Genomic DNA, 15,003 nt, shown 5'->3' with positions numbered 1-15,003 from the left:
TAACTTTGATGTTTTAAATAAAAGTCAATTTAATTTCAGTAGAAATGAACATCCTTATTCTTGGTTCTGGAGGTAGAGAACATACATTTGCTTGGAAAATAGCACAAAGTGATAAAAGCACAAAGCTGTTTGTTGCACCTGGAAATGCAGGTACAGCGAAGATCGCAACCAATGTGCCTATTTCGGTAACTGATTTCCCTGCTATAAAAAAGCTAGTATTAGCGGAGAAAATAGAAATGGTAGTTGTAGGTCCAGAAGATCCATTAGTACAAGGAGTTCATGATTTCTTTTTAGACGATGAAGAGCTAAAGAACATTCCAGTAATTGGACCGCAAAAAAATGGAGCTATTTTAGAAGGGAGTAAGGAGTTTGCTAAAGAATTTATGGCACGCCATAATGTTCCAACTGCAGCTTATCAAAGTTTTACTTCTGAAAGTTTAGAAGCTGGATATGCTTTTTTAGAGACTTTGAAAGCGCCTTATGTTTTAAAAGCAGATGGACTAGCCGCTGGAAAAGGAGTTTTGATTTTAGATGATATTGAAGAGGCTAAGGCAGAACTTAAAAGCATGTTGGTTGATGCTAAGTTTGGAAATGCGAGTGCTAAAGTGGTTATCGAAGAGTTTTTAAGCGGAATAGAACTTAGTGTCTTTGTTTTAACTGACGGAAAAAATTACATAACACTTCCTACAGCCAAAGATTATAAGCGTATTGGAGAAGGGGATACTGGTTTAAATACTGGTGGAATGGGAGCTATCTCCCCAGTGCCGTTTGCTGATGCTACTTTTATGCAAAAAATAGAAGACCGAATCGTAAAACCAACTATTGAAGGTTTCCAAAAAGATGAAATTCCATATAAAGGATTTGTATTTATCGGACTCATAAAAGTGGGGGATGAACCTTATGTTATTGAATATAATGTGCGTATGGGAGATCCAGAAACAGAAGTTGTTTTACCTCGTGTTAAAAATGATATGGTAACACTTCTTCAAGCAGTTGCTAATGGTACTTTAAATGAAGTTTCTTTGGAGTTAGACCAGCGTACAGCAACTACAATCGTGGCAGTTTCTGGCGGATATCCTGAGGCATACGAAAAAGGTAAGGAGATTACTGGTTTTGAGAATGTAGAAGATTCTATAGTTTTTCATGCAGGAACACAGCTAAAAGATAATAAAGTGGTATCTTCTGGAGGTCGTGTGTTGGCTGTAACTTCTTTTGGAGCTGATTTTAAAGAGGCTCTAAAAACTTCATATAACAGTATTGAAAAAATTTCTTTCGATAAAATGAATTATAGAAAAGACTTAGGTTTCGATTTATAATTGTATTTTTCAGTTAGAATATGACAATGTCGATATGAAACTGAAAGATTTAATGTTACTACCTAAGTTTACTAAATATATAACCAAAAAAGAGTATCCCGCTAATAAGTGGATACTCTTTTTTTTGTTGCTATTAACAATGCAATTTTCTTTTGCTTCTTATATTCTTATTCCTATGGATGTAGAAACCCAAGAAGACCATTTAAAAGCCTATGGAATTACTTATTGGGTATTGGCAAAAAATGAAAAAGTAAAATGGTTGCTTAATTACCGTGGAGGATCTTTTTTAATTTCTGATACAGAAGCTACAAGGAAAGAGTGTCAAATTAGAGGGGTTTCTTTTGAAATTTTATCTGATGCAAAGGCGGAAGTAATACTAGAGGAAATTAGCAGTCCATCTAAAAATCAAGAGTCTGTTGTTCTTGAAAAAGCACCGAAAATAGCAGTTTATTCTCCTAAAGGGAGTTTGCCATGGGATGATGCCGTAACGATGGTTCTTACCTATGCAGAAATTCCTTATGATGTTGTTTATGATACGGAAGTGTTGCAAGATAAATTATTGTTATACGATTGGTTGCATTTACATCATGAAGATTTTACAGGACAATTTGGAAAGTTTTATGGAGCTTATCGAGCTACTCCATGGTATATAAATGATAAAAAGAAAGCTGAAGAACTGGCTGCTGAATTAGGATATAATAAAGTTTCTGAAGAAAAGCTTGCAGTCGCATCGAGTATTAGAGATTATGTAGTTGGTGGAGGGTTTATGTTTGCTATGTGCTCTGCTACCGATAGTTTTGATATCGCTCTAGCAGCATCAGAAACTGATATCTGTGAGCCGATGTTTGATGGTGATCCCTCTGAGCCAAATTATCAATCGAAACTTAATTTTTCTAAGACCTTTGCCTTTCGAGATTTTCTCTTGGAAAGAGACCCTATGGAATATGAGTTTTCTTCTATCGATATGACTCAAAAAAGAGAGAGTGTTCAAAAAGAAACAGATTATTTTACGCTGATGGAATTTTCAGCAAAATGGGATCCGATTCCAACCATGCTTTGTCAAAATCATACTGCTTTGGTAAAAGGTTTTATGGGGCAAACAACAGCATACGATCCAGCCACTATCCGTCCTACAGTTTTAGTGTTAGGAGAAAATAAAATAAATGGGGAGGCTCGTTATATTCATGGAATTAAAGGAAAAGGTTTTTTTACTTTTTATGGAGGCCATGATCCTGAAGATTATCAACATCATGTTGGAGACCCGAAAACAGAATTAGAATTGCATCCAAACTCACCTGGATACCGACTCATTTTAAACAATGTGCTCTTTCCTGCAGCCAAAAAGAAGCAGCAGAAAACCTAATATTATACAACTTTTCCATCCTACAAAAATCTATGATTTTTATCATGTAAGTAATTGCGAAATAGTCGTATTTTTGCTGCATGTTTAGGGTCATATCACGAAATATTACAGTATTTTTTTTGGTGATTGTATTGTTGATTAACAATTTCAATACCCTATTCATTTTTGGAAATTTTTTAGCGAATCAGAGCTATATAGCAAAAGTACTTTGTATTCAAAAAGAAAACCAATTAGGTTGTAATGGTAAATGTTATTTGGCAAAGCAAATCTCATTATCGCATGAGCAACAATCAGATAAAGAAATTCCTTCCGAAAGGAAACTTGTTTTAGATGTGTTTTATTTAACCTCTAATTCTTCTAATCCTAAAGAACAGATAAGTACTGCTGATACTCAGCTTTCAATTAAAATGTACAAGAATAACTATGTTCAATCTAGTTATTTGGATATCGAAACACCTCCTCCTAATTGCTAATCGCAATATAAATTAAGAATTATCTTCTTAAAATTTAAGAATGCATTTTTATGGTTATAAAAATGTAAAAGCCACCGTATACCATATATTGAATATAAACTTATCAAATAAATTAAGATGAAATTAAAATATATAATTCCCGTTCTTTTTACTGCTGTTTTTGCTACTTCATGTTCTAATGATGATGATAGCAATGATTTAAATATTATAGATGAAATTGAAGAGTTACAATTGGTAGAAAGCATTGAAAATGATACGCATATCATTGAGCTTTATACCGAAACTGGAGATTTCGAAACTGGATACAATAATATTACAACAAGAATCCTTGATAAATCTACAGAACAATATGTTGAAAATGCAGATATAGACTGGAGTCCAGTAATGGATATGGAAACAATGTCTCATTCGTGTCCTGCATCTGATGTTGATAAAATGGATAATTATAATACACTATATAATGGGTATATAGTTTTTCAGATGACAAATGATGACGGTTCTGGATGGACGTTATCCCTTGATTATACCATAGACAATGCAGCGTATGAAGCCTCTTCTACAATTACGGTCAATAGAAGTGAAACTCAAAATGTAATTGTATTCAGTGACGATACTAGTAAAAGATATGTTTTAGCACTTGTAGAGCCTTCAGAACCAATTATTGGGGTTAATGAAATGGTTGTTGGTCTTTATGAAATGGAAAGTATGATGAGCTTTCCTGAAGTTGAAGATTATACCATCGGTTTAGATCCTAGAATGCCAGATATGGGAAATCATAGCTCACCAAATAATACAGATTTAACATATACTTCTTCAGATGAAATGTATCACGGAGATTTATCACTTACCATGACGGGTTATTGGACACTAAACTTAAAAGTTTATGATGAAGATGGGACTTTAATAGCTGGAGATGATGTTACAGAAGAAGATGGAGATAAGGGTAGCTTATACCTAGAATTGATATTCTAAATAGAATTCGCCTTGGTGATTTTTATTAGGTCTTCTATTTATATAATAGTGAGGAGATTCATCAGGGCGAGTTTGATTTTAATTAGGGTAAAAATTTATTGAAGATGAAGAAGCTAATTTTTAGTATAGTGCTACTAGCTATTTTTTTGCAAAAAGCTAGCGGTCAAGAGTATCCTTTTTTTGTAAAAGACTCTACAAATTTTTTAAGTGAAGTTATAGTTATTGGTAATAAGAAATTAAGTAATTATCAAGAAGATAAAGCGCTAGGAAGTGTAGATGATTATCTAGAGACTGCAAATCGTGTTAATCTCATTAAAAGAGGAGCTTATGCTTGGGAACCAAGTGTAAATAATATGTCTAGCGAGCGTCTATCTGTAACCATAGATGGGATGCAGATTTTTGGCGCTTGTACCGATAAAATGGATCCGGTGACTTCATATGTTGATATTTCCAATTTATCTGAAATTAAAATATCATCAGGACAGAGTGGTGTAGAAAACGGACAGAGTGTAGGAGGAGCTGTGGACCTTAGCTTAAAACACCCTAGCTTTGGATCTGGATTTGCATTGACTACAGATTTAGGATATGAAACAAATGGAAACTATAGAATAGGAGGCTTAAAAGCGAAATATGGTGGAGATAAGTTTTATGTTGATGTAGATGGGATTTTCAGGAAAGCGGATAACTATGATGCAGGAAACAACGAAGAAGTGCTTTATTCTCAGTTTCAGAAATATAATATAGCATTGCAAGCTGGTTATAAAATAAATGATGATAATAGTTTGCACTCGCAAATAATTTATGACCGAGCAACAGATGTTGGATATCCCGCATTACCAATGGATGTTTCTTTGGCTGAAGGGATTATTACTTCTGTAAGTCACCATTATCAAAATTCAGAAGCTAAAATTAAAGATTGGGAGTCTAAGATTTACTATAATAAGGTAACACATATTATGGACGATTCTAAAAGACCAGATGTCCCTATTAGGATGGATATGCCGGGCTGGAGTGATACTTATGGTTTTTATTCAAAATTAAAATTTGATAAAAATGACCATGAAATGATGTTCAATTTAAATGGATACTATAATAAGTCTTTGGCAGAAATGACAATGTATCCTAATGATCCTAGCCAGCCAGAAATGTTTATGTACACATGGCCAGATGTAAGAACATTATATTCTGGAGCTTATTTTAAAGATGAATTTCATATTACAGAATCGCAATCGCTTACTGGAACTTTACGTATAGGGTATCAACATAATAGAATAGCTGAAGATGTAGGGTATGAGAGTTTAAAAATATTTTATCCAGAGATCGAGCAAGAGCAAAATAGATTATTAAGCAGTATCGCTGCAACATATGCTTTGCAAAAGGAATGGTATGATTTATCTTTTGGATTGGCTTATGGAGAAAGAGCTCCTTCTGTTAGTGAAGGATATGGTTTTTTCTTGTTTAATAGCTTTGATAATTATGATTATATCGGTAATCCAGATTTAGAGAAAGAGAAATCTACTGAGCTTAATTTTAATTTTAATGTGAAAAAAGGTGATTTTACTGTGGGAGTTTCTTCTTCTTATTTTTATATTAAAAATTATATTATTGGAGAAATTAATGAAGATATAGCAGCGATGACAATCGGAGCGGATGGTGTTAGAATGTATTCATCATTATCTCATGCTTCTATTTTTGATGCATTCCTTAATGCGCAATATGATTTTTCTTCGAAGCTTTCTCTTAATGCTGGAGTAGGTTATAATTATGGAGTGACAGATGAAGGGGAGAACCTCCCTTTAATAAGTCCATTTTCTTATTTGGCTGAATTATCTTATGGAACATCTAAGTTTAATGCTTCTTTGCAATTGCAGGGAAATGCTAACCAATCGAGATATAGTCAGAATTATGGAGAAGACGAAACTCCAGGATATGGAATATTAAATGTGTCTTTTGGTAATAACTTCATGCTAGGGAATAATAAATTAGTGCTTAAATATGGTATAGAAAACCTTTTAGATACTAATTATTCTACATATTCAGATTGGAATAACATCCCACGTAGGGGTAGAAACGCATTTATAAATTTATCCTTTATTTTATGGTAATAGCCTCTAATGAGGCTATTGCTGTAAGTTAGCGTTTATCTGATTATATAAATTAATATACTGTTGGTTGTTAGGATACAAAGTGATTAGTTTGTTGGCTGTAATAGCAGCACTTCTTAATTGATTGTTTTTTGCATATAAATAAGAAATAACATACAACAGACTTTCATTTTCAGGAGCGATTTTTAATCCTTTTTTAGCGGTGCTTTCTGCATTTTTAAAGTTTCCCGTGCGGTCATATAGTAATGCTAGGTTATAATATACTCTAATATTTTCAGGCATGTATTTTATTGCATTTTCCATTTGGGAAATAGCCGCATTGATTTTATTTAATTCAGCAAGCAATAAAGCATACGAATAATAAGTCTCCCCGTGTTCTGGTTCTTGCTTTAAAATAGTTTTATAAGCACTTTCAGCCTTTTGTAGCTCTCCATTATTATAATATAAACTGGCAAGATTTGTTCTGATGTTATTATTTACAGGATCTAGTTTTAGCGCTTCTTCAGTATATTTTATAGCTTTATTATTGTCTCCTTGTCTTTGATAATAATCAGCTTTTTTCATTTTTCCACCTGGAAAATCAGCAATTACTTCAAGGCTAGTTTCAAATTCTTTTTCAACTTTGGTATAAGCATCTTTATATTCTTCGGGTACTTGAGAAACATCTAATCTATTAAGAGCAACAAAAGCTTTAATTCTCAGTGTTCTTTCTTTACTTTTTAATAAAGGATAAAAATAATTTAAATAATCAGCTTTATTAACGTCTTTCAGAACATCCAAAGTTGCTGCCTGTACTAAAGGAGAGTCGTCATTTAGAAAGCTAATTAATTCATTAATATCATTGGCATTTGGGTAATTACTCAATCCTTTTACAGCAGATGCTCTCGCTATATTTGGATAAGAAGTGTCTTTTGCAAGTGTCATTAAATTATGAGCTCCATTTTCCCCCCCAGATAGACCAGGTGCTAATAAATCGGAGAAATGATTTTTTTTAGGTTCTCCATAATATGCAATGTAATTCTTAAGAGCCCATTCGTTGTCCTTATCCGTATGGCACTGTATACAAGCATTGGGAGTGTCATATTTAATACTTAAATCTGGTCTTGGTATTCTAAAGCTATGATCTCTTCTGTAGTCATTCCCCATATAAATTCTTCCTGGCATATGGCAATTTATACATTGAGCGCCCTCTGTATTTATTTTGTGTTTGTGGTGTGTTTCTACGTTATATGTTTCAGGAGTGTGACATTGTAAACATAAGTTGTTTCCTTCTAATTTTAATTTAGTAGAATGTGGGTTATGGCAATCTGTACAAGAAACATTATTATGATACATTTTACTTTGTAAAAACGAACCATATACATAATCTTCCTCCAATATCTGACCGTCTACATGATATCGCTCTTCTATTAATAACTGTGGAAAATAATGATCGAGTAACGTCCCTTCAAAATTATAACTTTCCGTTACTTGTTCTCGGAGCATGTGGCATCTTGCGCATTCGTCAATGAGTAGTTTTTGAGGCGTATCGGATGTCATTCTAATATCTTCCGAAGGTTTATAATTCTCTCCTAGTTTTTTTACTTGAGCAACATGATTTTTCCCCGGACCGTGGCAAGCTTCACAACTTACATTTATCAGAGAATATTCAGTATTAAAGCTGTTTTTAGTTTCGTCGTAGTTTTTACGAACATTTGTAGAATGGCAATCGGCACACATCGTATTCCAATTTAGCCCTCCTTTTGTCCAGTGGATCCATTCTGAATGAACCACTTTAAAATCAGGATATAAATCAAACCATTTGTTTTTTTCGGTATCCCAAGCAGTTCTTAAGCATTGAAATCGTCCGTCAGGAAACTTAACTATATATTGCTGTAAGGGCTTGATTCCAAAAGTATATTCAACTTTATAATCGTCATATTCTCCATCAGGACCTTCGGTGTTTACATAAAACTCGCCATTCTTCTTTGAAAAGGTAGATGTAATACCTTGACTTTTAAATGTTGCATCGTTGAAGTTGGCAAGTACCGTAGTGTCAGTAGCAATTTGCATTGCTTTATCATGATCAGATCCTTTCCAGTCTTTAAAAGCATTTTCATGGCAACTTACACACGACTGATCTCCTAAAAAATCTCCGTCTGGGATTTGTTTTACAGATGCAAATATCTCATCATGACCGTCTGCAGAAATTGATTTGTATTCGTCTTTTTTATCTTTGCAACCTGTAATAATAGTAATTAACAGAAGAGATAATAGGGATATGTATTTATTCATTATAAAGCCTTTCTTGTTAGGTTTTTTAGAAATTTAAAGTGCTTTTATACATGAGGGAAGTACAGAGTAAATTTACTTATAAATTCTAATATTATAACTATCTCAACTATGAAAAAGAGAGTTTTTTTGAGGCATTCACTCTATTAAGAATTATTATATGTTTATGTTTGAAAAATAATAGTCATACAATAGTATAAAATGAATTTTTTTCAAATTGAAGTAAAATTAAAGGCTAGAAAGAGAGGCTTCCATCTGATTACTGAAGAAGTATTAAAAGTCATCCCAGAGATAAAGAAAATTGGAATTGGACAACTTCAAGTTTTTATAAAACATACCTCTGCCAGTCTAACAATCAATGAAAATGCAGATCCTACGGTACGGACAGATTTTGAAAGCCATATGAATATAATGGTTCCTGAAAATGCGCCTTATTATATCCATACTTATGAGGGGCCAGATGACATGCCGGCACATGTAAAGTCATCGCTCATGGGGGCTTCTGTTCAAATACCTATTTCCAACGGACGTTTGAATTTAGGAATCTGGCAGGGGATTTATCTATGTGAACATAGAGATTACAGCGGATCGAGATCGGTTGTGATCACTGCTTTCGGAAATTAATTTAAGACTCCTTAGCTTCAATTAGTTTATTTAAGATGTACTCAACTCCATTTTCGTCATTACTTTTGGTTTTATAGTTGGCTATCTTTATCACATTTGGATGTGCATTTTCCATAGCATAACTAAAATCGGCAAGTGCTAACATTTCTAAATCGTTGTTGTAATCCCCAAAAACCATAGTTTCAGACTTTGAGATTCCTAATTTATCCTGAAGCATTTTTAAGGCATATCCTTTGTTTGCATTTGGATGTGATAAATCTAACCAGTTTTTTCCAGATACTTTTACCTGCAAACTGTCTTCCAAGTGTTTTACAGAAGGGTAAATATGCTCTTCAGAGCTTTCAAAATGGTATACTGCTATTTTTACAAAGTCATCTTTATCAACCTTTGTTAAGTCTTCAACAACTTCATAAGCTGCATAATATTCATTAAACAGTTCAATGAATGTTGCGTCTTTAGTTTCTATATAAGAAGATTTTTTACCACATAAAACTACAAAAACATCATCGATACCTCTTAAGAGTTCGATAATTTGATTAGTATTTTCAGCAGGAAGATTAGTGACTAAGAGCTCTTCAGTTCCTCGCTTTGCGATACCACCATTTTCTGCAATTATTGTAATGTCATCTACAATAGAAGCTAATTTATTTGTAATACTATCATATTGTCTCCCACTCGCGGCAACAAAATGAATGTCATTAGCTTTGAATTTTTTAAACAATTCAAAAAAGGAATCGCTTACTTCTCCCTTTGTGTTTAAAAGGGTTCCATCCATATCTGTTACTACTAATCTTACTTTCGATAAATCCATAAATATAATTGTATAAGTAGCAAAAATAGGATTTCTATTTCAACTTGAAGTTAATAGTTTGTTAGGAATGTGATGTCGTTCATCGATTAAAATCGCATATAATCTATATTTTTACTATATTGATATGATTTTAAACTAAAACATATTTTATGAAAACTAAACAAATTTTTCTTGGAATTGGTGCAGTACTAGCGCTTAATTCGTGTTCTAAAGAGGACGTATCTACTGAAGCAGATCTAAATGCAGTCTATGTAACTTCTGCAGTTAATGACTATCCAAATATTTCGCAAGCAAGGACAATAGCGTTAGATTTGAGTATTAATGATTTTTCATATTTTGATGACCTTGCTAATGCAGTAGAGCCATCAGAATGTGAAAGTACAGCTTTTGATGAAGCTGTTGGTGAAACTGTAGCTGAAAATATAGATGATATAGGTGGATTTTTTTATAGTATTTATAGCGAAATAAATTTTTACATGTCCTTAGTAGATACGAGTCCTCAGTACTTTGGAGCTAATGGAGAATATACGAACTTAATGAAAAAGCGTGTAAAAGATCATGAGAAGTTTTGGGACATGAAAGGAGAGATCTCTGTAAAGGGGCAACATAATGCCAACTTTGAAAATGAAGACTTACTTAGGGAAACACTTCCCTTTTTATATGGGCCAACAGTAGATGTTGATGCTTTGATTGTAGATATCAATAGGATTAATGAGGAAAGTACATTTTTGATTGAGAACCCTCTAGTTTCTTTTGATGGCTTTGCAATTAATATTGATAATTTTTTCGGAAAAGGACAAGGAGATATGATCGTAATTAGTGATGGTATCGTTTCTGTGATGGCACAAACTGGTATTGATGTTAAGATTGTGTGGACGGGTATCTTAGCTCACGAATGGGGGCATCAAATACAGTTTGATAATAATTGGACTTATCCTGTTGAAGAAGGGAATATTCCAGAGTCTACACGTTCTACAGAATTGGAAGCTGATTTTTTTGCTGCTTATTATATGACCCATAAAAGAGGAGCTACTTACAACTGGAAACGTGTTGAAGGGTTTTTTGAACTATTCTTTAATATTGGAGATTGTGGTTTTGATGCAGATGGTCATCATGGAACACCAGCGCAGAGAATGGACGCTGCGCAACGAGGTTATGATTTGGCACAAGGCGCTCAAAAGAAAGGGCATATTTTAACTCCACAAGAGGTTCATGAAGCATTTATTTCAGAATTACCATCTATTGTATATTAAGACTTAAAATAGTTGATTGCATAAAAAAATCCGGTCTCGTTAAAGACCGGATTTTTTAATAAGCGGATAATATGTTGTTAAACGTTTACTTTACTTTTTCAACAATTGCTTTGAAAGCCTCTGGGTGGTTCATAGCTAAATCGGCTAAAACCTTACGGTTAAGTTCGATATCATTAGCTTTTACTTTCCCCATAAACTGAGAATAAGACAATCCGTGTAATCTAGCACCCGCATTAATACGAGTAATCCACAAAGCGCGGAATGTTCTTTTCTTATTTCTACGGTCTCTGTATGAGTAAGACATTGCTTTCTCAACCGCATTTTTAGCAACCGTCCAAACGTTTTTACGTCTACCGTAGTAGCCTTTTGCTTGCTTCAACACTTTTTTTCTTCGTGCTCTTGAAGCTACTGAATTTACTGATCTTGGCATAATTTTTAATTTTTTGTAGCAGGCGGTCTATCGACACTTTATTTCACTAATTCAACAGTATACAATCGTACGTGTCTTTTAGTGGCCTGACTCCAGGGTTAAACAATATTTAATTGAACCGAAACAACAATTATTTTAAACGTAATTGTAGTTTGATATTACCTTCGTCTGCTTTAGAAACTAAAGTAGAGTGGGTAAGTGCAAGCTTACGCTTCTTAGACTTCTTTGTTAAGATGTGACTTTTGAAGGCGTGCTTTCTTTTAATTTTACCTGTACCTGTAAGCTTAAAACGCTTTTTAGCACTGGATTTAGTTTTCATTTTAGGCATATTCCTAATATTTATTTAATTATCGCGCTTATTCTCTTTTATATGTATAGTGTATGTAAAAACCTATTTCGTTTTCTTAGGTGCAATGAACATAGTCATACGCTTACCTTCCAACTTAGGCATTTGCTCTACTTTTCCTATATCTTCCATTTCTGATGCTAACTTAAGCAACAGAATTTCTCCTTTATCTTTATACACGATAGAACGACCTTTAAAGAAAACATATGCCTTAAGTTTAGCTCCCTCTTTAAGGAACTTCTCAGCATGTTTCTTTTTAAATTCATAATCGTGATCATCTGTATTAGGACCAAAACGAATTTCTTTCACAACCACTTTAGAGGCTTTCGCCTTCATAGCCTTCTCTCTCTTCTTTTGCTCGTATAAGAACTTCTTGTAGTCCATTATCTTACAAACAGGAGGCTTGGCATTTGGTGAAATCTCAACAAGATCCAAACCTAATTCTTCAGACTTTGCTAAAGCTTCTTTGGTAGGATATACACCCATCTCAATATTATCGCCTACCAATCTTACTTCTGGTACACGAATTTCTCTATTGGTCCTGTGCGGATTTTTAATCTCTCTTCTTTGAGCGTTTCTGTTAAATCTTTTAATTGCTATGGCTTATAAATTTTAATTAAACTTTATTTTTAAAACTTCTTTAATGTACGATTGATTTCTGAATTAATCAAATCTGAGAACTCATTAATTGTTATTGTTCCAATGTCGCCCTCTCCATGTTTTCTTACAGAAACCGTGCCGTCTTTTTCTTCTTGCTCTCCTATTATCAGCATATACGGGATTTTATTCATTTCTGCATCTCGTATTTTCTTGCCAATAGTCTCACTTCTATTATCAACGTGGGCGCGAATTTCGTCATTTTCCAATAAACTTAAAACTTTTTCGGCATATTTTTCATATTTCTCGCTGATAGACAATATAATAGCTTGCTCAGGCATTAACCATAAAGGGAAATTTCCAGCAGTATGCTCTAATAATATTGCTATAAAACGTTCCATACTTCCAAATGGTGCACGGTGAATCATTACAGGTCTGTGTAGCTTATCGTCACTTCCTTTATAATTCAAGTCAAAACGTTCTGGTAAATTATAATCTACTTGTATGGTTCCCAATTGCCAGCTTCTACCCAAAGCATCTTTTACCATAAAGTCTAGCTTCGGACCGTAAAATGCGGCCTCGCCAGTTTCTATTACATAATTAAGCTCTTTCTCTTTGGCAGCACTTAAAATAGCAGCTTCCGCCATTTCCCAGTTTTTGTCGCTTCCAATATATTTCTCTGGCTTCTCAGGATCACGTAACGATACCTGTGCAGTAAAGTTCTCAAATCCTAAAGAGCCAAATACATAAAGTACAAGGTCTATTACCTTTTTAAATTCGTCATCCAATTGCTCTGGAGTACAAAATATATGAGCATCATCTTGAGTAAAACCTCGTACACGTGTTAATCCGTGTAATTCTCCACTTTGCTCATATCTATATACAGTGCCAAATTCAGCATAACGCTTAGGTAACTCTTTATAACTCCAAGGACGAGAATTGTAAATCTCACAGTGGTGAGGACAATTCATTGGTTTTAATAGAAACTCTTCATCCATTTTTGGTGTACGAATAGGCTGAAAACTGTCTTCACCATATTTCTCATAGTGACCAGAAGTAACATAAAGCTCTTTCTGTCCAATGTGTGGCGTAACAACTTGTTCGTAACCTGCTTTTTTCTGTGCTTTCTTTAAAAAGTTTTCCAAACGCTCTCTCAATGCAGCTCCTTTTGGAAGCCATAATGGCAGTCCTTGACCTACTTTTGAAGAGAAAGTAAATAGCTCAAGCTCTTTTCCAAGCTTTCTATGGTCTCTCTTTTTAGCCTCTTCTAGAAGCTCTAGATATTCTTTTAACTCTTTCTGTTTAGGGAATGAAATTCCATAAATACGCGTAAGTTGAGGGTTTTTCTCATTTCCTCTCCAATACGCTCCAGCAATCGAAAGTAATTTTATAGCCTTTACAATTCCAGTATTTGGAATATGCCCACCTCTACATAAATCTGTAAAAGTATCGTGGTCACAAAAAGTAATTGTCCCGTCCTCAAGATTTTCTATAAGTTCAACCTTAAATTCGTTTCCTTGCTTCTTGTAAAAATCTAATGCTTCTGCTTTTGTAACAGCACGCATTTTATAATCGTGCTTTCCTCTTGCAATCTCGAGCATTTTAGCTTCAATAGCAGGAAAATCCTTTTCAGAGATACTCTGCTCACCTAAATCTACATCATAATAAAAACCATTATCAATAGAAGGTCCAATAGTAAGTTTTACTCCTGGATATAATTCTTCTAAAGCTTGCGCCATTATATGAGATGTAGAATGCCAAAAAGATTGCTTCCCTTCTGCATCATTCCACGTATAAAGAATAAGACTCCCGTCGGTGGTTAAAGGCGTAACCGTTTCCACTTTTTCGCCATTAAAACTTGCAGAAATAACATTACGGGCCAAACCTTCGCTTATGCTTCTGGCAACATCCATAGGAGTTGTGTTTTTCTCAAACTCCTTAACCGATCCATCGGGTAAAGTAATCTTAATCATTTTATATACTGTTTTTCAGTTTGCAAAGATAAGGGTAAGTCTTCACGCGTACAACAGTATTAGTTTCTTTTAGTTAAGATATAATCTAAGAATTATATAAAGACCTATAATTAGGTTCTTTTTGCGAATCAATACCTGTGTAGAATCTTATTTATTATGAATGATTATAGGGTGGTAGAAGGTTTTGCTTATCTTTTAATGATTTGGTTGAATGTAATAGTGTTGTTAGTATTATATATAATAGTGTCAATAATAAGGTAAATTATGTTGCTTTGAATACTACTCATATAGATACAATCGATTTTGTAGACATATTATAGGGTGTTAAAATATATAGTTCCGCTATAAGTATTAAAAAGTGTGATATGTTGCTTCCATATAAATAGAGTAGAGGTGTTAGTTATTTTCGTGCTTAAATAAGGTTTATATATGAGATTAGGTAGACTGTCGCCTTTCTTTTTGTTTATGG

At 33.8% G+C, this 15,003-nt stretch carries 13 protein-coding genes; 7 read left to right on the top strand and 6 right to left on the bottom strand.

What is annotated here, in order from left to right:
* Positions 1–44: 44 nt before the first annotated feature.
* From purD to JM658_RS15145, 5 genes are all read left to right on the top strand, one after another.
* Positions 45–1,316 carry a phosphoribosylamine--glycine ligase gene (gene purD / locus JM658_RS15165; protein WP_236960212.1) on the top strand — a complete coding sequence of 424 codons (1,272 nt, stop codon included), beginning with the start codon at positions 45–47 and terminating at the stop codon, positions 1,314–1,316.
* A 139-nt stretch (positions 1,317–1,455) separates the two neighbouring features.
* Positions 1,456–2,679, top strand: coding sequence for an asparagine synthetase B (locus JM658_RS15160; protein ID WP_236960210.1), 1,224 nt, complete (start codon positions 1,456–1,458; stop codon positions 2,677–2,679).
* A 254-nt stretch (positions 2,680–2,933) separates the two neighbouring features.
* Entirely contained in the window at positions 2,934–3,152 is a 219-nt protein-coding gene (locus JM658_RS15155; RefSeq protein ID WP_236960208.1) for a hypothetical protein, read from the top strand.
* Between the two features lie 117 nt (positions 3,153–3,269).
* Positions 3,270–4,124, top strand: a complete 855-nt coding sequence (locus tag JM658_RS15150) for a hypothetical protein (RefSeq protein ID WP_236960200.1) — start codon at positions 3,270–3,272, stop codon at positions 4,122–4,124.
* Between the two features lie 104 nt (positions 4,125–4,228).
* The gene (locus JM658_RS15145) at positions 4,229–6,229 is read left to right on the top strand and encodes a TonB-dependent receptor plug domain-containing protein (RefSeq protein WP_236960198.1); all 2,001 of its coding nucleotides are present in this window, start codon (positions 4,229–4,231) and stop codon (positions 6,227–6,229) included.
* A gap of 15 nt (positions 6,230–6,244) precedes the next feature.
* Here the strand turns inward: JM658_RS15145 and JM658_RS15140 are convergent, their stop codons facing one another.
* The gene (locus JM658_RS15140) at positions 6,245–8,503 is read right to left on the bottom strand and encodes a tetratricopeptide repeat protein (RefSeq protein WP_236960196.1); all 2,259 of its coding nucleotides are present in this window, start codon (positions 8,501–8,503) and stop codon (positions 6,245–6,247) included.
* Between the two features lie 198 nt (positions 8,504–8,701).
* Between JM658_RS15140 and JM658_RS15135 the strand changes: the two genes are divergently transcribed.
* Entirely contained in the window at positions 8,702–9,124 is a 423-nt protein-coding gene (locus tag JM658_RS15135; protein ID WP_236960188.1) for a secondary thiamine-phosphate synthase enzyme YjbQ, read from the top strand.
* Between the two features lies 1 nt (position 9,125).
* On the opposite strand, the gene JM658_RS15130 is transcribed toward JM658_RS15135, so the two are convergent.
* Positions 9,126–9,935 carry an HAD family hydrolase gene (locus tag JM658_RS15130; protein WP_236960186.1) on the bottom strand — a complete coding sequence of 270 codons (810 nt, stop codon included), beginning with the start codon at positions 9,933–9,935 and terminating at the stop codon, positions 9,126–9,128.
* A gap of 149 nt (positions 9,936–10,084) precedes the next feature.
* Between JM658_RS15130 and JM658_RS15125 the strand changes: the two genes are divergently transcribed.
* Complete coding sequence (locus tag JM658_RS15125; RefSeq protein ID WP_236960184.1) at positions 10,085–11,188, top strand: hypothetical protein; 1,104 nt, start codon at positions 10,085–10,087, stop codon at positions 11,186–11,188.
* 85 nt (positions 11,189–11,273) lie between these two features.
* Here the strand turns inward: JM658_RS15125 and rplT are convergent, their stop codons facing one another.
* The 4 genes from rplT to thrS form a co-directional block, all read right to left on the bottom strand.
* The gene (rplT, locus tag JM658_RS15120) at positions 11,274–11,618 is read right to left on the bottom strand and encodes a 50S ribosomal protein L20 (protein ID WP_236960181.1); all 345 of its coding nucleotides are present in this window, start codon (positions 11,616–11,618) and stop codon (positions 11,274–11,276) included.
* A gap of 130 nt (positions 11,619–11,748) precedes the next feature.
* Positions 11,749–11,946 carry a 50S ribosomal protein L35 gene (gene rpmI / locus JM658_RS15115; protein ID WP_236960179.1) on the bottom strand — a complete coding sequence of 66 codons (198 nt, stop codon included), beginning with the start codon at positions 11,944–11,946 and terminating at the stop codon, positions 11,749–11,751.
* A 63-nt stretch (positions 11,947–12,009) separates the two neighbouring features.
* The gene (gene infC, locus JM658_RS15110) at positions 12,010–12,522 is read right to left on the bottom strand and encodes a translation initiation factor IF-3 (protein WP_317207880.1); all 513 of its coding nucleotides are present in this window, start codon (positions 12,520–12,522) and stop codon (positions 12,010–12,012) included.
* Between the two features lie 71 nt (positions 12,523–12,593).
* Positions 12,594–14,534: a threonine--tRNA ligase gene (gene thrS / locus JM658_RS15105; RefSeq protein ID WP_236960175.1), complete on the bottom strand. Its 1,941-nt coding sequence runs from the start codon at positions 14,532–14,534 to the stop codon at positions 12,594–12,596.
* Between the last annotated feature and the right edge of the window lie 469 nt (positions 14,535–15,003).

The sequence above is a fragment of the Joostella atrarenae genome (assembly GCF_021764745.1).
GTDB classification, from domain to species: domain Bacteria; phylum Bacteroidota; class Bacteroidia; order Flavobacteriales; family Flavobacteriaceae; genus Galbibacter; species Galbibacter atrarenae.
The sequence above is the reverse complement of the archived record's forward strand: the minus strand, read 5'-3'. Positions and strand labels throughout refer to the sequence as shown.